Origin of the sequence: Kitasatospora sp. NPDC002040 (genome assembly GCF_040296785.1) — a bacterium.
In the GTDB taxonomy this organism is placed as follows: domain Bacteria; phylum Actinomycetota; class Actinomycetes; order Streptomycetales; family Streptomycetaceae; genus Kitasatospora.
Window position 1 is genome coordinate 78,654 of record NZ_JBEOXV010000014.1, and the last position, 19,630, is coordinate 98,283.

At 74.1% G+C, this 19,630-nt stretch carries 17 protein-coding genes; 6 read left to right on the forward strand and 11 right to left on the reverse strand.

The features are described 5' to 3' along the window. Positions 1–75: 75 nt before the first annotated feature. From ABT118_RS25530 to ABT118_RS25540, 3 genes are all read left to right on the forward strand, one after another. A complete protein-coding gene (locus ABT118_RS25530; protein WP_350673170.1) occupies positions 76–687 on the forward strand; it encodes an NADPH-dependent FMN reductase in 612 nt (203 codons plus the stop codon). A 128-nt stretch (positions 688–815) separates the two neighbouring features. Further along, positions 816–1,922, forward strand: coding sequence for a PLP-dependent cysteine synthase family protein (locus ABT118_RS25535; RefSeq protein ID WP_350673173.1), 1,107 nt, complete (start codon positions 816–818; stop codon positions 1,920–1,922). 43 nt (positions 1,923–1,965) lie between these two features. After that, entirely contained in the window at positions 1,966–2,454 is a 489-nt protein-coding gene (locus ABT118_RS25540; RefSeq protein ID WP_350673176.1) for a GNAT family N-acetyltransferase, read from the forward strand. A gap of 14 nt (positions 2,455–2,468) precedes the next feature. On the opposite strand, the gene ABT118_RS25545 is transcribed toward ABT118_RS25540, so the two are convergent. The 11 genes from ABT118_RS25545 to ABT118_RS25595 form a co-directional block, all read right to left on the reverse strand. Continuing rightward, positions 2,469–3,269 carry a DeoR/GlpR family DNA-binding transcription regulator gene (locus ABT118_RS25545; RefSeq protein WP_350673178.1) on the reverse strand — a complete coding sequence of 267 codons (801 nt, stop codon included), beginning with the start codon at positions 3,267–3,269 and terminating at the stop codon, positions 2,469–2,471. A 41-nt stretch (positions 3,270–3,310) separates the two neighbouring features. Continuing rightward, positions 3,311–5,704: a right-handed parallel beta-helix repeat-containing protein gene (locus ABT118_RS25550; RefSeq protein WP_350673180.1), complete on the reverse strand. Its 2,394-nt coding sequence runs from the start codon at positions 5,702–5,704 to the stop codon at positions 3,311–3,313. Between the two features lie 130 nt (positions 5,705–5,834). Continuing rightward, a complete protein-coding gene (locus tag ABT118_RS25555; RefSeq protein ID WP_350673183.1) occupies positions 5,835–6,695 on the reverse strand; it encodes an MOSC domain-containing protein in 861 nt (286 codons plus the stop codon). Positions 6,696–6,873: 178 nt separating this feature from the next. After that, positions 6,874–7,548, reverse strand: coding sequence for a DUF6643 family protein (locus ABT118_RS25560; RefSeq protein ID WP_350673185.1), 675 nt, complete (start codon positions 7,546–7,548; stop codon positions 6,874–6,876). 336 nt (positions 7,549–7,884) lie between these two features. Then, the gene (mscL, locus tag ABT118_RS25565) at positions 7,885–8,328 is read right to left on the reverse strand and encodes a large conductance mechanosensitive channel protein MscL (protein ID WP_350673189.1); all 444 of its coding nucleotides are present in this window, start codon (positions 8,326–8,328) and stop codon (positions 7,885–7,887) included. Positions 8,329–8,528: 200 nt separating this feature from the next. After that, on the reverse strand, positions 8,529–9,758 hold the full coding sequence (locus ABT118_RS25570) for a DegT/DnrJ/EryC1/StrS family aminotransferase (protein WP_350673193.1): 1,230 nt from the start codon (positions 9,756–9,758) through the stop codon (positions 8,529–8,531). Then, on the reverse strand, positions 9,745–11,274 hold the full coding sequence (locus tag ABT118_RS25575) for a hypothetical protein (RefSeq protein ID WP_350673197.1): 1,530 nt from the start codon (positions 11,272–11,274) through the stop codon (positions 9,745–9,747). Before ABT118_RS25575 ends, ABT118_RS25570 begins: the two co-directional genes overlap by 14 nt. Next, entirely contained in the window at positions 11,274–12,323 is a 1,050-nt protein-coding gene (locus ABT118_RS25580; protein WP_350673199.1) for a GNAT family N-acetyltransferase, read from the reverse strand. The genes ABT118_RS25575 and ABT118_RS25580 overlap by 1 nt, the downstream gene beginning before the upstream one ends. Before the next feature lie 56 nt (positions 12,324–12,379). Further along, the gene (locus ABT118_RS25585) at positions 12,380–13,480 is read right to left on the reverse strand and encodes a glycosyltransferase (protein WP_350673202.1); all 1,101 of its coding nucleotides are present in this window, start codon (positions 13,478–13,480) and stop codon (positions 12,380–12,382) included. Continuing rightward, positions 13,477–15,210, reverse strand: coding sequence for a tyrosine-protein kinase family protein (locus ABT118_RS25590; RefSeq protein WP_350673206.1), 1,734 nt, complete (start codon positions 15,208–15,210; stop codon positions 13,477–13,479). Before ABT118_RS25590 ends, ABT118_RS25585 begins: the two co-directional genes overlap by 4 nt. A gap of 191 nt (positions 15,211–15,401) precedes the next feature. Continuing rightward, positions 15,402–16,541 (reverse strand): glycosyltransferase family 4 protein, encoded by a 1,140-nt coding sequence (locus ABT118_RS25595; protein ID WP_350673209.1) that lies wholly within the window; start codon positions 16,539–16,541, stop codon positions 15,402–15,404. Between the two features lie 202 nt (positions 16,542–16,743). Here ABT118_RS25595 and ABT118_RS25600 point away from each other — a divergent pair, with 202 nt between their 5' ends. The 3 genes from ABT118_RS25600 (at position 16,744) to ABT118_RS25610 (ending at position 19,467) form a co-directional block, all read left to right on the forward strand. Then, on the forward strand, positions 16,744–17,811 hold the full coding sequence (locus ABT118_RS25600) for a glycosyltransferase (protein ID WP_350673212.1): 1,068 nt from the start codon (positions 16,744–16,746) through the stop codon (positions 17,809–17,811). Positions 17,812–17,903: 92 nt separating this feature from the next. Continuing rightward, entirely contained in the window at positions 17,904–18,749 is an 846-nt protein-coding gene (locus tag ABT118_RS25605; RefSeq protein ID WP_350673216.1) for a slipin family protein, read from the forward strand. Between the two features lie 85 nt (positions 18,750–18,834). After that, positions 18,835–19,467, forward strand: a complete 633-nt coding sequence (locus ABT118_RS25610; protein WP_350673219.1) for a thiol:disulfide interchange protein DsbA/DsbL — start codon at positions 18,835–18,837, stop codon at positions 19,465–19,467. Positions 19,468–19,630: the final 163 nt, after the last annotated feature.

Below are 19,630 nucleotides of genomic sequence, written 5' to 3' on the forward strand. Positions count from 1 at the left end.
TCGACAACGTTCGTTGTAGTTTACCGGAGGGGAGGCCGCAGCGGGCGGTCGCCCCGTCGAGGAGGGGGCACCACCATGAGCACCGAACTCACCCACCAGGACGCACCGTTGCGCGTCGCGGTCATCGTCGCCAGCGTCCGCGAGGGCCGTCGGGGGCCCGCCGTCGCCGACTGGTTCCTCCGCACCGCCGGCAGCCACGGCGGCCTGGAGCTGGACCTGATCGACCTTGCGGACGTCTCGCTGCCGCTGGAGATGCCCGGCTGGGGCAGCGCACCGAGCCCGGCCGCCGCCGCCGCACTGGCGGACGTCTCGCCCCGGCTGGCCGCCGCCGACGCCTTCGTGGTGGTCACCCCCGAGTACAACCACAGCTTCCCGGCCGCGCTGAAGAACCTGATCGACTGGCACGGCGCCGAGTGGCGGGCCAAGCCGGTCGGCTTCGTCTCGTACGGCGGCCTCGGCGGCGGGCTGCGCGCCGTGGAGCAGCTGCGGCAGGTCTTCGCCGAGACGCACACCGTGAGCGTCCGCGACTCGGTCAGCCTGCACGGGCCGTGGTCGGGGCTGACCGAGGAGGGCGAGCCGCGCGACGTCGCCGTCAGCGAGGGCGCGGCCAAGGGCATGATCGGCCAACTGCAGTGGTGGGGCCGGGCGCTGCGGACCGCCCGGGCGACCGCACCCTACGCGGGCTGAGCGGCGGGGGAGGGGACGGGGCGATAAGCGGAAGCTGGGGGTGGCAGAAAAGTTACTTATCGTAGTTACTTGTTACACTCGGTACTGCTCACGGGAGTTGACCCACCGATACCGAGGAGACCGGCACCATGGCCAGCGAGATCACGGACGTCGACCGCACCGACCCGGTGTACCGTGCCTGGCTCAAGGAGGCGGTCCGCAAGGTCCAGGCCGACGCGAACCGGTCCGCCGACACCCACCTGCTGCGGTTCCCGCTCCCGGAGGAGTGGGGGATCGACCTCTACCTGAAGGACGAGTCGACCCACCCGACCGGGAGCCTGAAGCACCGGCTGGCCCGCTCGCTGTTCCTGTACGCGCTGTGCAACGGCTGGATCCGGCCCGGCAAGCCGGTGATCGAGGCGTCGAGCGGGTCGACGGCGGTGTCGGAGGCGTACTTCGCCAAGCTGATCGGGGTGCCGTTCGTCGCGGTGATGGCCAAGACGACCAGTCAGGCCAAGATCGACCTGATCGAGTTCCACGGCGGCGAGTGCCACCTGGTCGACAACGCCTGCGAGGTCTACGAGGCTTCGGCGCAGCTGGCCGAGTCGTCCGGCGGGCACTACATGGACCAGTTCACCTACGCGGAGCGGGCCACCGACTGGCGCGGGAACAACAACATCGCCGAGTCGATCTTCGCCCAGCTGCGCCTGGAGCCGCACCCGGAGCCGGCCTGGATCGTCGCCACCGCCGGGACGGGCGGTACCTCCGCCACCATCGCCCGGTACGTGCACTACCTGCAGCACGACACCCGGATCTGCGTGGCCGACCCGGAGAACTCCTGCTTCTTCCAGGGCTGGGTCGACCACGACCCGGACGCCACCTGCGACCGGGGCTCGCGGATCGAGGGCATCGGGCGGCCCCGGATGGAGCCGAGCTTCGTCCCGGGCGCGATCGACCGGATGATGAAGGTGCCGGACGCCGCGTCGATCGCCGCGATGCGGGTGCTGGAGCAGGTGCTCGGCAAGAAGGCCGGGGCCTCGACCGGGACGGGGCTGTGGAGCGCGCTGCGGATCGTCGCCGAGATGCGCGCCGCCGGGGAGCGGGGCAGCGTGGTCACGCTGATCTGCGACCCGGGCGACCGCTACCTGGACAAGTACTACTCCGACGAGTGGCTGGCGGGCGAGGGCATCGAGATCGCCCCGTTCCAGCAGGAGTTGGAGCGCTTCCTCCGCGGTGAGGGCGGGCTGGACCGGTAAAACGGCTGGCGGCGGGCCCGGCGGGAGTGATAGTCAGTGCGGCATGAATGATCTTCAGACCGAACGCCTGGTCCTGCACCCCTTCACCCCGGCGGAGGCAGGCCGGGTGGCCGCCGGCGAGCCCGGCCCCGAGGACGTCTGGGCGCCCGGCTACCCCGCCGAGGGGGAGCGGACCGGCGCCCGGATGTTCCTGAAGGGCTGTCAGGACGGCAACGACCCGCACCCGTTCGGCAACTTCGAGATCCGCCGCCGCTCGGACGGCGCCGCGATCGGCGGCATCGGCTTCCACGGCGGCCCGGACGACGACGGCGGGGTCGAGGTCGGCTACGGCCTGGCCGAGGCCGTCCGCGGCCAGGGGTACGCCACCGAGGCGGTGCTCGGCGTGCTGGCGCACGCCCGGGCCGCCGGTGCCCGGCTGTTCCGGGCCGAGACCAGTACCGACAACCCGGCCTCCCAGGGCGTGCTCCGCAAGGCGGGCCTGACCCTGGTCCGGCAGGACGGCGAGGCGCTGTTCTACGAGCTTCCGCTGTAGTTCCGGCGGGCCGGTCAGTCCGCGATCAGCAGGGCGCGCAGGTGCTCGCGCGCGCCGGCGGCGTCCTGGGCCGCGATGCCCGGGTCGGTGACCCAGGTGTCGACGGCGTCCAGCGGCGCGATGGTGGAGAGGCCGATCACGCCCCACTTGGTGTGGTCGGCGACCACCACGGTGCGGCGGGCCGACTCGATCAGGGTGCGGTTGGTCTCGGCCTCGGCCAGGTTGGGCGTGCTGAGACCGGCCTCGGCGGAGAGGCCGTGGGCGCCGAGGAAGAGCAGGTCGAACCGGAGCGAGCGGATCGAGCGGTCGGCGACCGGGCCGACCAGGGCGTCGGACGGAGTGCGGACGCCGCCGGTGAGCACCACGGTGGTCCCCGCGCCGTTGCCCTGGCGGCGGGCCCGCTCGAACACCTCGGAGACCGGCACCGAGTTGGTCACCACGGTCAACTGCTCGATCTCCAGCAGCTGCTGGGCCAGCGCGTAGGTGGTGGTGCCGCCGGAGAGGGCGATCGCGCTGCCGGGGGTGACCAGCGCGGCCGCGGCCCGGGCGATCTGCTCCTTGGCGGAGGGTTCGAGCGAGGACTTGGCCTCGAAGCCGGGCTCGTGGGCCAGCGCTGCCCCGGCCGCGACCGCGCCGCCGTGCACCTTCTCCACCGCCCCGGCCCGGGCCAGCGCGTCCAGGTCCCGACGGATCGTCATGTCGGAGACGTTCAGCCGCTGGGTCAGCTCGTTGACCCGGACACCGCCGCGCCGCCGGACCTCGTCGAGGATGAGCGCCCGGCGCTGCTCCGCCAGCAGGTTGCTGGTGTCGGACATCTGGTCGGCCCTTCGTTCACTGGATTCCCTCCGCCATCCTGTCAGATGGTCATACCGGAACGGGGCAGGGTGACGGGGAGATCGTCCGGAACCAGCAGTTGGAGCTCCTCGGTGGACGGGTCCGCCAGTTGGGCCACCCGCATCGCGTGCCGCTCCACCATGGTCTCGAAGACCTGCCGGGCGGTCCGGCCGTTGCCGAAGCCGGGGCCGCGCTCCAACCCGGCGAAGTGCTCCAGCAGCGCGCCCTCGGTCGGCTCGGCCAGGGCGTACTCGTGCTCGGCGCACTGCGAGCGGGCGATCTCCAGCAGCTCGGCGGCCGAGTAGTCCGGGAAGGTGACGGTGCGGGAGAAGCGCGAGGAGACCCCGGGGTTGGCGCCCAGGAAGCGCTCCATCTCGGCGGTGTACCCGGCGACGATCACCACCACCTCGTCCCGGTGGTCCTCCATCAGCTTGACCAGGGTGTCGATTGCCTCCCGGCCGAAGTCCCTGGCACCGTCCTCGGGCGCCAGCGCGTACGCCTCGTCGATGAAGAGCACCCCGCCCCTGGCCTTGTCGAAGGCGGCCTGAGTGCGGATCGCGGTGGAGCCGATGTGCTCGCCGACCAGGTCGACCCGGGCCACCTCGACCAGGTGGCCCTGCTGGAGCACGCCGAGCGAGGCGAGGATCTCGCCGTAGAGCCGGGCCACCGTGGTCTTGCCGGTGCCGGGGGAGCCGGTGAAGACCAGGTGGCGGCGGAGCGAGGGCGCCTTCAGGCCGGCCTCCTTGCGGCGGCGGCCGACCGAGATCAGGTCGATCAGGGTGCGCACCTCCTGCTTCACGGTGGCCAGGCCGATCAGCGACTCCAGCTCGGCCAGTGCCTCGTCGGCCGGGCGCCAGTCCGGGATCGGGGCGATCGGGGTCGCCACCGGGGCTGCGGCGGTGGTGAGTTGGGCCGTCCGGGGGGCGGGCAGCTCGGCCGCGGCCGGGGCCACGTCGTCGGAGATGCAGCCGTCGGTGACCGGGCCGGGCTCGGAGAACTCGAAGCCCGCCTGCTCGTTCTGCTCGGCCCGGCACCGGGTCAGCGCCGTCCGGCAGCCGTCCAGTACGTAGAAGCCGAAGCCCTTGCCGTGCGAGACCCGGCAGTCGGTGAAACTGCCCCGGCCCTGGGCGAAGACGTAGACGGCGGCCTCGGCGGCGCCGCGCACCGTGCAGTCGGCCAGCTCCGGGTCGGCACCCTTGGTGACGATCACCCCGGTGCTCACCTCGGAGATCTCGCAGCCGGTCAGCCGCCCGCCGCTGCCGTGGTCGCGGAACCAGAGCCCGGTGCCGGCCTCCTGGATCCGGCAGTCGGCCAGCGCCACGGTCGCGCCGCCGCTGACCGAGACGGCCGAGCTGCCGATCCGGCTGAACGAGCAGTCGGTGGCGGTCACCCGGGAGCCCTGGTCCAGCACCGAGAGGGCGTCCCGCAGGTCGTGCAGCGAGCAGTCGGTGAGGGTGAGTTCGGCCCCGGCGCAGACCCAGACGGCGGGGAAGTCGCTGCTGCTGGTGTGGATCTCGCTGGCCACCGCCTCGGCCCGGGTGCCCGGCTCCCAGACCGAGAGCGCGCCCCGGCCGAAGTCCTGCAGGATGCTCTTCTCCAGGCTGAGCCGCGAACCCCGGCGCAGGTCGGCGGCGTTCTCCGGCAGGTCGTGCACCCGGCAGCCGGTCAGGGTCAGCTCGGCACCGGTGTCCAGGGTGAGGCCGTTGCCGGTGACCCGGTGGATCTCGCAGTCGGTCAGCCGCCCGGCCGCCTGGGACTCGGCCTGCACGCCGCTGCCGCGGATCTCGTAGATCTCACAGCCGGTCAGCTCGGCCGTGCTGCCCTGGTCGGTCAGCAGCACCCCGGCGCCGCCTGCGTGGTGCACCCGGCAGTTGGTCAGCCGGGCGCTCGCGCCGTCCAGCACGGCCAGCCCGGCCTGGGCGGAGGAGGCCAGCTCGGTGTCCTCGGCGAGCAGGGCGGCGCCCGAGCGCAGCCGGATGCCCAGGCCGCTCGGGTTGAGCACGGTGCAGCCGCGCAGCACGGCCCCGGCCCGGTCGGTCGCCTCGACGCCGACCGCGGCCCGGGTCTCCACCCGGCAGCCGGTCAGCTCGGCGGCCGCCTCCGGGCCGGTGATCAGCACGGCGGGGACGGAGCTGTCGCCGCCCTCGATCACCAGGCCGTGCACGGCGGCGGCGGCCGTGACGGTCAGCGGGACCCCGCTCGGCGGGTCGATCCGGACGCTGCCGGGACCGTCGGCGGGCCGCAGCACGACCGCCTTGTCGAGCAGGACGTTCTCCCGGAACGTGCCGGCCCGCAGGGTCAGGGTGTCCCCCGGCTCGGCGGCGGCCAGCGCCTCGGCCAGGGTCTCGTACTCGCCCGCCCGGCGGCGCCAGCGCGAGGCGCTGTCCTGCGTGACCCTGACCCTGTGCTCACCCATGACGACCCGCCATCCCCACCTCGGTCAACTGTCAACGGCCTGCCTGCCCGGGCGCCGCTCGGTGGCCACACCCGGTACAACGAGCGAGCAGGTTTTCGGTTCCGACGCGCCTGTGCCCCGGGGGCACCGGTCAGGCGTGCTCCAGGACGGTCAGCTCGTCGCCCAGGTGCAGGGTGCCGAGCGGGCCGGTGAAGCCTTCGGGGCGTTCGGGGATCAGGTTCTGCCCGAAGATCAGCTTCTGGCCGATCCGGTGGTGCCGGCCGAGGGCGCGCAGCGGTTCGGGGCCCCGGCGGACGCCGGTCTCCTGGTCAGTGGTGGTGACCACGCAGCGGCCGCAGGGCTTGACCACCCGGAAGGTGAGCTCGCCGATCCTGACCCGGCGCCAGTCGTCCTCGGCCCAGGCGTCGGTGCCGTCGACCACCAGGTTGGGGCGGAACCGCTCCATCGGGAGGGCGGCCGCCTTCCGCTCGTCGTCCGGGTGGTCCTCGGCGATCCGGGCGTTCAGCTCGGCCAGCGAGCCGGTGGTGGCAAGCAGCAGCGGGTAGCCGTCCGCCATCGTCACGGTGTCGCCCGGGCCCGCGTGCGCGGGGTCGACGGCGCGGCTCAGCGGGTCGTCCAGGTGCACCAGCCGGACGCCCGGGAAGCGGCCCGCGAACCAGGCGTTGGCCTCGGCGGAGACCAGGGCGGTGGTGAAGAAGGAGCCGAAGACCTCGGCCTTGACCTCGGGGTCGCCGGCGGCGGTGGACGGTGCGGCCACCTCGATCCGGTCGCCGTCGGGCGCGGTGACGGTCAGCGAGCCGTCCGGGGCGGGCAGCACCCGGATCTGGCCGAGCGCGGGCTCCTCCCGCTGGGTGACCGCCCGCCCGGTCTCGTCGACCAGCATCCAGCGCCGGTCGCCGGTCAGGCCCCAGGGCTCCACCTGCGCGCTCGCCGGGCTCAGCCGGTAGGCGGACTTGATGGGGTAGATGTGCAGACCTGTCAGCTGTGCCATGGGCCCATCCTGCCAGTTGCCGCGGGCGCTCCGTACGCGGGCCGCCGGTTGGGGCCGGGTACGCGCGAGGGCCGCCCGGACCGTGGTGCGAAGTGGTCCGGGCGGCCCTCGGGACGACCGTGGTGCCCTGCTCCGTCCGGCTCCCCCCTGGGGCCGGGCAGGTGGTGCGCGGCTGGGGTCAGTAGGCGTTCCCCTGGAAGCCGGGCTGCGGGTACTGGCCCTGCTCGGCGTACTGGGGGCGCTGCTGCTGGACCGGGCGGACCGGAGCCACCGGTGCGGCCGGGCGGAGCTGGTTGCCGCCGAAGCTCTGGTCCTGGAAGCCCTGGGCCGCCTGGCCGTTGAAGGCCTGCGGGGCACCCTGCTGGCCGCCCTGGGCACCGAAGTTCGGGGCCGTGGCGTAACCCTGCGCACCGAAGGCCTGACCGGCCTGCTGGTACTGCTGGAAACCGGGGCCGGGTGCGGCCGGGCGCTGCGGCGGCAGGTACGGCTGCTGCTGCCCGCCGTAGCCGGGGACCGGCGGCTGCGGGGCGGCGGCGTACAGGCCGGCCGGCTGGGCCGGGATGTACTGGGTGGCGGGGCCGCTGCTGCTCGGGCCCGGGCCCAGCGCGAGCCGGGCCGGCGGCAGTGCGGGCAGGTTGCTCACGGGGTTGTCGAACCCCGGATTCCCGTACCCGGAACCGTAGTTGGTGCCGTAGCCGTATCCGGCGGAGACCGGGGGGAGCGCGGCGGGCACATTGATGGGGGCGATCTGCGGGACACCGCGTTCTGCGACCAGGCTGTCGTAGATGGGCGTGCCGGAGCTGAAGGACGGAGAGGGGTAGCCGACTCCGTCGTAGGAGCGGGGCGAGGTCATGGGGCATACCGTAAGCCCACAATGTGCCTGCTGAGGAGAGTGGGAGGCGTAGGAGTTCCAGTGTTTACGTACTCTTCGCCAGAACAAGTCGGTCGAAAGTGTGATGATCGGACATTTTGCCGTCGCTTTCCGGCCACGGCCACGGCACGGCGCGGGCCTGACGGAGGGTCGAACAGTCGGCGAACGGTCCGTGTCCGGGCGAGGCCGTGAACCCCGGGACGGGCCGAGGGCGCGTGTCGGACGCCGTGAGCCCCCGCGGCGGGTCGCCCGGCAGGTGGCGGGGCACGGCACGGCCCGGCAGTACGGGACTGCCGGGCCGGGGGCTGCCGGTGCGGGTCAGCGGGAGGCGAGCGCCTGGGCCGGGAAGCCGGGCCGGCCGGCCAGCTCCGAGGTGCAGTGCGAGCAGCGCACGGCGGCGGCCGGAATCGAGCTCAGGCAGTCCGGGCAGTCGGTCTTGGCGACCGGGACGTCCTTGATCGGCTCGAACCGGGCCTGCAGCCGCCCGACCGGGACCACCACGGCGAAGTAGATCACCGCGCTGATCAGCACGAAGCTGATCAGCGCGTTCAGGAACGCACCGTAGGGGAAGCTGGTGCCGCCGATGTCGAAGGCGCGCTTGCTGTAGTCGCCGACGGCACCGGTCGCGACACCGAGCAGCGGGGTGAGGAAGGCCGTGACGAAGCCGGTGACGACCGCGGTGAAGGCCGCGCCGATCACGATACCGACCGCGAGGTCGACGACGTTTCCGCGCAGCAGGAAGCTGCGGAATCCCTTGAACACCGGGAACTCCAAACCGTACAGAGGCCGGAGGACCGGCCGGGGGAGGGTGGGGCCAGCAGGCCCAGCGGGTCATTCTGCCCACCCAACCCCCGTGTGGTCCAAGCGAGTTCACCCTATCCGCCTAATCGCCGCACCCCCGTGCGAGGCCCGAAAGGGCTTGCCGCCCGGCAGCCGGAGCGCCGGGCGGCAAGCCGCCCGGTTCAGAGCCCGGCGGCGAGCAGGCGCTCCGCATACGGCTGGATCCGGGCCACCGCGTCGGCGGTCCGCCGCACGGTCGCGGCGTCCATCTGGGTCCACAGCGGGACGGTCAGCACGGCGGCGGCCAGCCGGTCGGTGACCGGCAGCGCCTCGGCCTGGCCGAGGTGGGCGTACGCCTGCTGGCGCTGCACCGGCGGGTGGAAGTAGCGCCGGGTGTCGATGCCCTCCGCCTTGAGCGCGCGGGCCAGCTGGTCCGCCGTCAGACCGAAGGCCTCGGCGTCCAGGATCAGGGTGAGGTCCTTGAAGGTCGAGACGTCGCCCTCCTCCGGCAGCGCCAGCCGCAGGCCGGGCACCCCGGCCGTGGCCCGGGCGAACTCGGCCACCAGCGCGCCCCGGTGGGCCACCCGCTCGGGCAGCCCGGCCAGCCAGGTCAGCCCGACCGCCGCGTGCAGCTCGCTCATCCGGGCGTTCAGCCCGGGGAAGAGCGTGTTGTAGTCCCCGGGGTTGCCGTAGTCCCGGCCGTGCCGGATGGTCTGCGCGAGCGCCGCGTCCCGGGTGGCCACCAGACCGCCCTCGCCCGCCACCGCGACCTTGGTCGGGCTCATGCTGAACACCTCGGCCAGGCCGAAGTTGCCCACCGGCACGCCCTTGCGGCTGGAGCCGAAGCCGTGCGCGGAGTCGTAGACCAGCGGCAGCCCGGCCGCGTCCGCGATCCGCTGCAGCTCCTCGGTCTGGCAGGGGGTGCCGTAGACGTGGGTGGCCATCAGCGCGGCCGGGTTGTCGGCGGCCTTCAGCCGGGCCTCGGCGTCGGCCGGGTCGAGCGTGATGTCCACCTCCCGGGCCTCGGCGAACAGCGGCGAGCCGCCCGCCCAGTGCGCGGCGTGCGCGGTGGCGGAGAAGGTGAAGCCGGGCATCAGCACCGGGCGGCCCCCGCCCACCCCGGCGGCCTGCAGCACCAGCATCAGCCCGGCGGTGCAGTTGGAGACCGCCACCACGTGCGGTACGTCCAGCAGTTCGGCGGCCCGCTGCTCCAGCTCGGCCACCGTCCGCCCGTTGGTCAGCTGGCCGCTGTCCAGCACGGCGCCGAGCCGCTCCAGCAGGCCGGCCCGGTCCGGTACCTGGACCCGGGTCAGCGGCAGGCCGTCGGGGAAGGCGGGCGTGCCGCCGAGGAAGGCGGGTGCGGCGGTGTCGTGGAACGGTGTGTCGCCGAACGACGTGTCAGTGGTCGTCATGGTCGGGTCGATCCCCCCTGGGACGAGGTGGTGGCTGGGACTGGCCGTCCGGACCGCCCACGCGGGCCGGACGGAGAACGGGGACGGCCTCCTGCGAACCCCACTGCCCGGGCTGCACCCGCCACACCGGCGGGCGCGACCGCCGGCGGACGGCCGAGCGGCCGCCGTCCGGAGTGCTGCCCTCGGGGCGGGGCACGGCCAGCAGCACCAGCACCAGCGGCAGCACCTGGACCCGTTCGCGGGACAGGATGCCGAGGTTGTTGATGGTCGAGAAGGCCCAGCAGAACAGCAGCGTGTACACCAGCGCGAAGGCGATGAACGAGCGCCGCAGGAACAGCCGGGGGAGCTGGCGCATCCTCGGCCAGCCCCGGATGAACATCACCAGCAGGGCGAAGCACTCCACCGACTGGAACAGGCTCTGGATGTTGGACGCCTCGAACGGGAACGGCCGGAACAGCACGCTGACCACCGCCATCGGCAGCCCGGCCGGATTGAGGCTGAAGGCGGGCGCCGCGTCCTCGGCCGGGGCCTGGTTGATCACCGAATTGCCCTGCGAGGTACGGCGGGAGGTCTCCGAGAGCACCTGGTTGACCGAGTCGCCCCCGCCGCCGGTGGTGCCGAAGAAGGTGTTGACCTGTTGCAGCATCAGCATCACCATCGCGCCCAGCACCACCACGGTCACCACCATCCGCAGCGGCCCCAGCGCACTCACCTGCTTGGGCCGCTTGCGCAGCACGTACGCCACCGTGAGCCCGGCCCCGGCCAGCACGGTGACGTGCGGGCGCACCATCGCGGTGCCCAGCGAGCCGATCGCGATGAAGACGAACGCGCCGAACCGGCGGTCCAGCAGCCGGGCCACCCCGTAGGTGGTCAGGCCCAGACAGAACATCATCCAGGCGTCCTTGCCGATGCTGGACGGCCAGAACAGCAGCGAGGGCAGGAAGAAGACCAGCTTGGCGTAGCGCCGGGTGTCCGCCTCCGGGAAGGCGATCTGGAGCGCCCGCCAGAACAGCAGCAGCCCCCAGAAGCCGAGCCAGGAGAACACCAGGAAGCCGCCGACCAGGGACGGGCCGGTGATCGTGTAGATCACACCGGTGATGATGATGACGAAGCCGGTGCCGGCCACCTTCATGCCCAGGTCGTAGTGGATCCCGGCGGAGAGGTCGGCGTTGGTCAGGAAGAGCGCCAGCTCGCCGCCCTTCTGGTGGTACATCTTGGCGTCCGCTGCGCCGCCGTAGAGCACGAAGGCCATCAGGTAGCGCGGGAAGGCGCAGAGCAGTTTGAGCGCCATCGCCAGCATCAGCAGCTTGAAGATGTCCCGCTCGGGGTTGGCGGCCGCCACCCGGGCCAGGATCGGGGTGCCGATCGCCATCAGGGCCGGCAGCACCAGCAGCGCGCCCCAGGTGTCGTAGCTGGTGTGCACCATGGCCAGTACGAAGACGGTGACGTAGCCCAGCACCAGGGTGCCGGCCACCGCGGACGGCCAGGGCACCGTCCGCAGGACCTGTCGGACCATCAGAAGACCTCCAGGTCACCGAGGGTGAACCGGTAGGCCCCGGGTTCGGGGGGCGGGGAGCCGTCCGGGGTCCGCGCCGCCAGCCGCAGGCCGGTGCGCGGGGCCCGGAGGTAGCCGACCCGCAGCGCCGCCCCGGCCGCCTCGGTGCCCGGTGCCAGATGGGTGGCCACGTGGTCGCCGCCGGCCCGGGCCGCCGCCCGGAGCAGCCGGGCCGCCGACCCGCCGTCCCCGGGGCGGACGATCACGTCGGCGAGGGTGAACTCCACCAGCGGCCCGCGCCGCCGGGGCCGGCCGAACGCCACCCCGGACAGCTCGTTGCCCCGGTGACAGGTGATCACCCGGTAGTCCAGGCCCGGCGCGTCGCCGTACCGCCAGCGCAGGAACTCCTCGGTCCGCAGCACCGCGAGCCGGTGGTCCGGCGCGTCCGCGGCCGCCCGCTCGGCCAGCAGCCCGGCCAGCGGCTCGGTGCCGAACCAGTCGGCGGCGGTGGGTAGTTCGCACCGCACCGGCCCGGCCGCGGCCCGGCGCCGGGTGAGCGCGGCCCGGGCGCCCCGGGCGAACGAGAGCGGCCGGGCCACCCGGAGCGTGACCGGGATCTGCCCCAGGTCCCGCCAGCCCATCCTGAGATAGCCGGGCAGGCTGTTGCCGTTCGGCGTGTTGAAGACCAACTCGGCCTCGGGGGAGACCTGTTCGAGCAGCTGGGTGGTGAGCCGGCGGAAGATGCCCCGGCCCTGGAAGTCCGGATGGGTGGCGGTGTCCACCGGCCGGACGGCCCGCACCACCTGCCCGTCCCGCTGCCACTCCCAGCGCAGGAACAGCCGGACGCCGACGATCCGCCCCGCCGGGGTGACCGCCACCAGCCCGGGGCTGGAGCCGAACGGGTTGCGGCGGTGCTTCCAGTCGAAGAACTCGGCGCTGCGGGTGCCGGTCGGGCCGCCCGCCAGCGAGGCGGTCAGCAGGTCCAGCACCGCGGGGCGGTCGGCCGGGACCAGCGGACGGCAGAGCAGCTCGGCCGCTTCGGCCCGCACTTGCTCGGGGCTCGCGCTCACGATGGTGTCTTCCTGTCGGAGGGGCGGGGCGGGCGGGGCCGGTCGGGCGGGACCGGTCAGCTCCGCAGCACCTGCTCGTACACCTGCTCGACGGACCGCTGGGCCCCGGCCACGTCGAACCGCTCGGACCGCAGCCGGGCCGCCGCACCGAGCCGCTCGCGCAGCTCCGGGTCCGCGGCCAGCCGCTCGAAGGCGGCCGCCAGCGCGGCCGGGTCGCCCGGCTCGACCAGGAAGCCCTGCCCGCCGTCGTCCAGCACCTCGGGCATGCCGCCGACCCTGGTCACCACCGAGGGGAGGCCGCTGGTCATCGCCTCCATCAGCGCCACCGGCAGCCCCTCCTGACGGGAGCTCAGGGTGAACACGTCGAAGCCCGGCAGCAGTTCGGGCACGTCGGAGCGGGAGCCCGCGAACACCACGCCCTCGCCCGCCGCCGCCCGCAGCTCCGGCTCCAGCGGACCGGAGCCGATCAGCACCAGCCGGGCCCCCGGGTGCTCGCGCCGGAGCAGCCCGAACGCGGTCAGCAGGGTGGCCTGGTCCTTCTTCGGGGTGAAGTTGGCGACCGTCCCGATCACCAGCGCGTCCGGCGGCAGGGCGAGTTCGGCCCGCGCCCGGGCCCGGGCCGCCGGGCCGGCGGCCGCACCGCCGAGGTCCGGGCCGTGGTGCACCACGTGCACGAAGTCGCCGACCCGGCGGCGGGCCGCCGGGATCGCCGCGGCCACCGCGTGCGAGACCGCGATCACGGCCCGGTTCCGCCGGTAGGTCAGCGAGTTGGCCCACCGGGTGGCGGTCCGGTAGCGCTCCCAGACGTTGTGCTCGGTGTGCACCAGCACCGGTCGGGACCGGCCCAGCGTGAGCAGCCGGGCCGCCGCGGCCGGGACCGGCATGTGCGAGTGCACCAGGTCGTACCGCCGCCGGGCCAGCAGCCGGGCCAGCCGCCACGGCCAGAGCCGCCCGGGCGCCCGGCCCAGGCAGTGCACCTTGATGCCCGCCGCCTCCAGCGCCGGGACCAGCGCGTCCTTCCACGGCAGCACGTACGCGACCTCGATCTCGTACCGCTCCCGGTCGGCGTGGCGGGCGCAGTTGACCAGCAACTGCTCGGCGCCGCCCCGGCCCAGACCCTTGGTCAGCCAGAGCACCTTCACCCGGCCGGCGGTCACCGGAGCTCGCCCTCGTGGCCGCCGGCCGCCGACTCGGCGGCCGGGCCCTGGCCGCGTCGGGCCCAGGTCGGGGAGGCCCGGTGCACCGGCTCCTCGGCGGGCAGCTGCCGGAGCGCGGGCCCGGCGGGCTGGGACGGAACGGCACCCGGCCGGTCGGCCCCGGCGTGCAGGTTGTCCCGGTTCCGGCGGCCGGACGTGCCGAGCGTGCCGAGCAGTGCGACCCCGGCCACCGGCACACCGGTGCGGGAGAGCAACTCGCTGACCCGGTCCGCCTGTTCGGGCGTCACATTGCCGGCCCGGACGGTGACCAGCACCGCGTCCGCGTGCCGGACCAGGTCGTAGGCGTCATTGGCGTGCAGCAGCGGGGAGCTGTCGATCAGCACCACGTCGGCGTGCCGCCTGGCCCGCCGCAGCACCTCGCCCGCGCGCAGCACCAGTGCGGCCGGGTAGGCGGTGGCGTTGCCGCCGGTGATCAGGTGGACGCCGTCCACGTTGGTCCGCCGGATCAGGTCGTCCAGCTCGGGCAGCTGCTCACCGCTGAGCAGCTCGGCCATCCCCGGGCCGCCGCCCACCCCGAAGTGCTCGTGCGCCTGCGGGTGGCGGAAGTCGCAGTCCAGCACCAGGACTTCGCGGCCGGTCTCGGCCAGCGCGGCGGCCAGGTTGGCCACCGTGGTGGTGCGCCCGTCGCCGCTGCGGCCGGACATCACCAGGATCACCGGCGCGGGCTGCGCCAGCCGCCGGGAGACCAGCTCGGCCGGGTTGAGGTTGCCCTCGGCCAGCTGTGCGGCCAGCGAGGGCGGGCCGGTCAGCAGCAGGGTGGAGCGGAGCGAGCGGAACGCCTCGGCTCCCGGGTCGGAGGGCCGGGCCACCACCAGCGGGTCGCGCAGCCGGCGGTGGCGCCGGGACAGCTGCGGGATCTCGCCGATCACCGGGAGGTTGAACGCCTCCTCGGTGCCGTTGCGGGTCCGCACCCGGGTGTCCATCCGACTGAGCATCAACGCGGCCACCACACCGAGCGCGAGGCCGAGCACCACCGCGAGGGCCAGCCGGACCCCGCGGTTCGGCGAGCTGAGCAGGTTGCCGCTGACCTCCTTGGCGTCGATCGAGCCCCACTGCTGGATGGCGTCGGTCTGGCTGACGTTCTGCAGGTCGCTGATCGCGGTCAGGGTCTTGGTGAGCGAGGCCAGTGCGGCGGTCAACTGCGGCTGCAGCTTTGGCTGGTCGGCCGGCCTGGCGGCGGAGTACTGCTGCTGGAACTTGTTGACCTGCTCCTGCTGGGTGGCCGCCTGGGCCTCCAGCCGCTTGATCGACTCGCTCGCGCTCTTCGCCGACTCCTGGCTGTAGCCGTTGATGATCGCCTCGGCGAAGGCGGCGGCGGTCTCGGCGCAGTTGTGCTGGGTCGGGCCGATCACGGAGACGGTGAGCATCTGGGTGCTGGCGGCGGCCACCGTCCGCCGGGCCGCCAGCGCGGCCACGTCGGTGACGCCGAGCTTCTTGGCGGCGGCGGTGGTGACGTCCGAACCGCCGGCGTACGAGAGCACCTGGTCGGCCCGGACGGCCTCGCCCGAACCCGCCACCGGCGTGATCGCCACCTTGCACTGCCACTTGCCGTTGTCGACGGTGTCGCCGGTCGGCGTGAGCAGCAGACCGATCAGCAGGGCCGCGACGGTACAGCCGGCCAGCAGCCGCCAGTAGCGGCGCAGGACCAGGAAGTGGTTAGCCGGTTCCACCGGTTGGTTCCCCTCGCGTTCGTGGTGCATGCGCTGTGCGGACCGGTCGGGCCGGGTGCAGGATCAGCTCCGCACGGTGTGGTGACGGCTCGCAGCGGCGCGACGCCCCCCGACGTCCCCCGGCCGCTCCGCAACCCCCCGCGCCTGATGCTTGCGGCACCTGACGTGCGGCGCAAGCGCTTTGGCCAATCTCATGCCCGGCGCAGTGATCTTTCGTAGAACTCGACCATCCGGCCGGTGACGTGATGGAGGGTGAAACTGGTCAGGAACCTGGCCCGGGCGGCCTTCACCCGCAGCTCGGCGGCCGACCGGTCGCCGAGCGTCTCCAGCAGGGCGGCGGCCAGCTCGGCCGGCCGCTCCGGCGGCACCAGCCGGGCGTAGTCCTCCGAGCCGACCGTCTCGCGCAGTGCCGCCACATCGGCGCAGACCAGCGGGACGCCGACGCCCATCGCCTCCATCGCCGCGCTGCCCAGGCCCTCCCAGCGGGACGGGACGGCGAACGCGTCCGAGGCCGCCATCAGGTCGAACACATCCGAACGCGGGCCGAGGAAGCGGACGTTGCCCGCCCGGTCGGCCAGCTTCTGCAGCCCCGGGGTCTCCGCGCCCGGGCTGCCCGCGAGCAGCAGCACCGCGTCCGGCAGCCCGGCCCGGACGGCGGGCCACGCCTCCAGCAGCACGTCCAGACCCTTCTGGTACTGCTGCCGGGCGGCGGCCAGCACCACGGGGGTGTCGTCGGCCAGCTCCAGCCCGGCCCGGACGGCGGCCCGCCGCTCGGGCGTCACCGAGCCGAGCAGCTCCGGGTCGCGGCCGCGGGGCACCACGTCGATCCGGTCCGGCGAGACGTGCAGCCGCTGGGCCATCACCTCGGCCACGTGCCGGGTCAGCGCGTGGAACCGGCGGGTGCCCTGGGCGGTCGCCGCGTCCACCGCCTGGGCGGCCCGCACCTTCCACGGGTTGAGGCCGCGGGCGTGCAGGTGCTCCGGCCCGTACGCCGAGTTCACCAGGCTGGAGACCACCGGCGTGCCGCTGGCCAGCGCGGCGGCCCGGCCGAGCACGTCCGACTCGTACAGCGTGGTGTGCACCAGGTCGGGGCGGCGCTTGCGGATCAGCCGGCGCAGCGCCGCGAGCTCGCCGGCCCGGTTCGCCGCGTGGACGCCGAAGACGTTCGCGCCCGCCGCCGTCAGCTCCGGCTGGAAGCCGCCGGGGGAGATGCGCAGGTACGCCACGTCCAGCCGGACGCCCGAGCGGACCAGCTGTGGGGCCATCGCGACCAGGCCCTGTTCGGCACCGCCGATCCGGCTCACGCTGTCGATCACATAGAGCACGTGCACAGCGGCAACCCCCAGCGAGACCCCCGGCGCCGACCCCCCGGTCGCAGCGGCGCCCTGACTGACGATCAGCATCCCAGGCCGGAAGGGGGCTCCGCCAGGGAATGGGCAGATACCGAGGGGAGCGCCTCGGTGCGAGACGGGTCCGGCCCCGGCGTTGCCGATCCCGCTGCGAAGAGGCGGACCGGTGTGCAAGGTTGACCGCATGGCTGACGGACCCCGTGTGCTGCACCTGATCACCGACCCCCGGGGCCGGGGCGCGCAGAATCTCGCGCGTGACCTGCACGCCGAACTGTTGCGCCGGGGCGCGCCCTCCGTGCTCCGTGCGCTGCAGCCGCACGCCGACGCACCCCCGGACCACGACGCCCCGGTCCTCGGCCCGTCCCGGCACCACCCCGCCACCCTCCGGGCGCTGCGGGCGGCGGCGCGCGGGGCGGACGTGGTGGTGGCGCACGGTTCCAGCACGCTCCAGGCGTGCGCCGTCGGCCTGCTGGGCACCGGCGTGCCCTTCGTGTACGTCAACATCGGCGACCCCAGGCACTGGACGGCGAGCCTCTCCCGCCGCCTGCGGGTGGGTGCCTTCCTGCACCGGGCCGCCGCCGTCTCGGCGATCTCGGACGGGGCCAGGGAGGTGCTGCTGCAGCGCTTCCGGCTGCCGGCCGGGAAGGTCCGCACCATCCCGAACGGCCGGGCCGCCGACCGCTACCGGCCCGCCGCTGACCCGGCCGAGCGGCAGGCCGCCCGGGAGCGGCTCGGCCTGCCCCGGCAGGGCCTGGTGGTGGCCTGGATCGGCGCGCTCGCCCCGGAGAAGCGGCTCGACCTGGCGCTGGCCGCGCTCGACCGGCTGCCCGACGTCCAGCTCGCCGTCGCGGGCGACGGCCCGCTCCGGGACAGCTACCCGCCCACCGACCGGGCGCACTTCCTCGGCCGGCTGGCCGACCCGGGCGACCTGTACCGGGCCGCCGACGCGCTGCTGCTGAGCAGCGACAGCGAGGGCGTGCCCGGCGTGCTGATCGAGGCCGCGCTGGCCGGACTCCCCACCGTCGCCACCGACGTGGGCTGGGTCGGCGACGTGGTGCTGGACGGCCGCACCGGTGCACTGGTCCGGCCCGGCGACCCGGCCGCGCTGGCCGAGGCGCTCGGCCGGGTGCTGGCGGGCGACCGGGCCGCCCTCGGGGCCGCCGCCCGGGCGCACGCGCTGGACCGGTTCGACCTGGGCGTGGTCACCGACTCCTGGCAGCAGCTGCTGCGGCAGGTCACCGGGGGCCGCTGACGGCCGGTCAGGACCCTGGCCCCGCCGTCGGGGCGCGCGCATACTGTGCCCCTCGGCCTGCCGTCATCGGCGGCCACGGGGGAGGTGCGGAAGTGCTCTGGACGATTCTCGCGGGGTTCGGCGCGGTGGCCGTGTTCTGGCTGGCGGCCGGTCTCCGGGTGGTGCAGCAGTACGAGCGCGGGGTGGTGTTCCGGCTCGGCCGGGTGACGACGGAGCCCCGGCAGCCCGGGCCGTTGCTGCTGGTCCCGTTCGTGGACCGGCTCAGCAAGGTCAACATGCAGGTGGTCACCATGCCGGTGCCGGCCCAGGAGGGCATCACCAAGGACAACGTCTCGGTCCGGGTGGACGCGGTGGTGTACTTCCGGGTGATCGACCCGGTCCGGGCCACCGTCGACGTGCAGAACTACAACTTCGCGATGTCCCAGGTGGCGCAGACCTCGCTCCGCTCGATCATCGGCAAGAGCGAGCTGGACGACCTGCTCTCGGGCCGGGAGAACCTGCACCGGGGCCTGGAACTGCTGCTGGAGAGCCCGGCGGTGGGCTGGGGCGTGCACATCGACCGGGTGGAGATCAAGGACGTCGCCCTGCCCGACTCGATGAAGCGCTCGATGGCCCGGCAGGCCGAGGCGGACCGGGAGCGGCGGGCCCGGATCATCACCGCGGACGGCGAGTTCCAGGCCTCCGCCAAGCTGGCCGAGGCGGCCCGGCAGATGGCCGACACCCCGGCCGCGATGCAGCTGCGCCTGCTGCAGACCGTGGTGGAGGTGGCGGCGGAGAAGAACTCCACCCTGGTGCTGCCCTTCCCGGTCGAGCTGCTCCGGTTCTTCGACAGCGCCGCCCAGCAGGCCGACCGGCAGGCCCGGGCCCAGGCCGAGGTCGAGGTCGAACCGGTCGACGGGGCCGTCCCGGCGCAGCCGGAGCCGCAGCCGGAGAGCTGAGCCCTTGGGCCGTCCGGGGGAAGATCCGGCCCGGACGGCCCGTCAGCTGGCCCCGCGGGCGGCGCTGCTGGCAGCATCACCGCCCGTGAAGCCGCTCCTGCGTACCGCCGTACTGGCCGCCGTCGCCAGTGGACTGCTCGTCACCCCGGCCGCCGCCGCACCCGAGGTCCCGCACGACGGGGGGCTGGTGGGCCGGATCGACCACCCGGGCCCGGTCCGGGCGGTGAAGCAGGAGGCGGTCGAGTTCTTCTGGTACGACTGCGGCCACTCCCAGGAGCTGGAGCTCCCGCTGGAGCGCTGGGCGGAGAAGCACCGGGCCGACGTGACGCTCCGTCGGGTCCCCGCCGTCTGGGTCGGCAGCCCGGAGGAGCAGGTCCAGCGCGGCCACGCCCGGCTGTTCTACACGCTGGAGCAGCTCGGCCAGGTGGACCGGCTCCAGCTCGCGGTGTTCCGCGCGGTGCGCGAGCGGGAGACCGACGTCACCACCGAGGAGACCGCCACCGCCTGGGCGCTGACGGCCGGTCTGGACCCGGACGCGTTCCGGGCGGCGTACCGGTCCCACGCGGTCGAGCAGGCCACCGAGGCGGCCGGCGGCCTGATGACCCGGTACCGGGTCGACGAGCTGCCGACCGTGCTGGTGCAGGGCGAGCGGGTCCGGCCCAGCCGGGACGGCGGCGTCGCGGGGATGCCCGCCGCACTGGACCGCCTGGTCGACTGACCCGGCGGCAGGGCTGAGCAGCCCGAGTTCTTCACCGAACCAGCCCCTTGCTCCCACACTCTGTGCCAGAGTGGTCGCCGCGGCCGAACTGCCTGAGCAGCGGCCCGGATTCGAGGCTCGTACCTCGGACGTCACCGAAACACTCGGCACCGGAGAAGGCGGG

What these genes read in the sequence shown, in the direction of transcription:
- ABT118_RS25530 (WP_350673170.1), top strand. Translation starts at nt 76, where the DNA reads ATGAGCACCGAACTCACCCACCAGGACGCACCGTTGCGCGTCGCGGTC.
- ABT118_RS25535 (WP_350673173.1), top strand. Translation starts at nt 816, where the DNA reads ATGGCCAGCGAGATCACGGACGTCGACCGCACCGACCCGGTGTACCGT.
- ABT118_RS25540 (WP_350673176.1), top strand. Translation starts at nt 1,966, where the DNA reads ATGAATGATCTTCAGACCGAACGCCTGGTCCTGCACCCCTTCACCCCG.
- ABT118_RS25545 (WP_350673178.1), bottom strand. Translation starts at nt 3,269, where the DNA reads ATGTCCGACACCAGCAACCTGCTGGCGGAGCAGCGCCGGGCGCTCATC.
- ABT118_RS25550 (WP_350673180.1), bottom strand. Translation starts at nt 5,704, where the DNA reads ATGGGTGAGCACAGGGTCAGGGTCACGCAGGACAGCGCCTCGCGCTGG.
- ABT118_RS25555 (WP_350673183.1), bottom strand. Translation starts at nt 6,695, where the DNA reads ATGGCACAGCTGACAGGTCTGCACATCTACCCCATCAAGTCCGCCTAC.
- ABT118_RS25560 (WP_350673185.1), bottom strand. Translation starts at nt 7,548, where the DNA reads ATGACCTCGCCCCGCTCCTACGACGGAGTCGGCTACCCCTCTCCGTCC.
- ABT118_RS25570 (WP_350673193.1), bottom strand. Translation starts at nt 9,758, where the DNA reads ATGACGACCACTGACACGTCGTTCGGCGACACACCGTTCCACGACACC.
- ABT118_RS25575 (WP_350673197.1), bottom strand. Translation starts at nt 11,274, where the DNA reads ATGGTCCGACAGGTCCTGCGGACGGTGCCCTGGCCGTCCGCGGTGGCC.
- ABT118_RS25600 (WP_350673212.1), top strand. Translation starts at nt 16,744, where the DNA reads ATGGCTGACGGACCCCGTGTGCTGCACCTGATCACCGACCCCCGGGGC.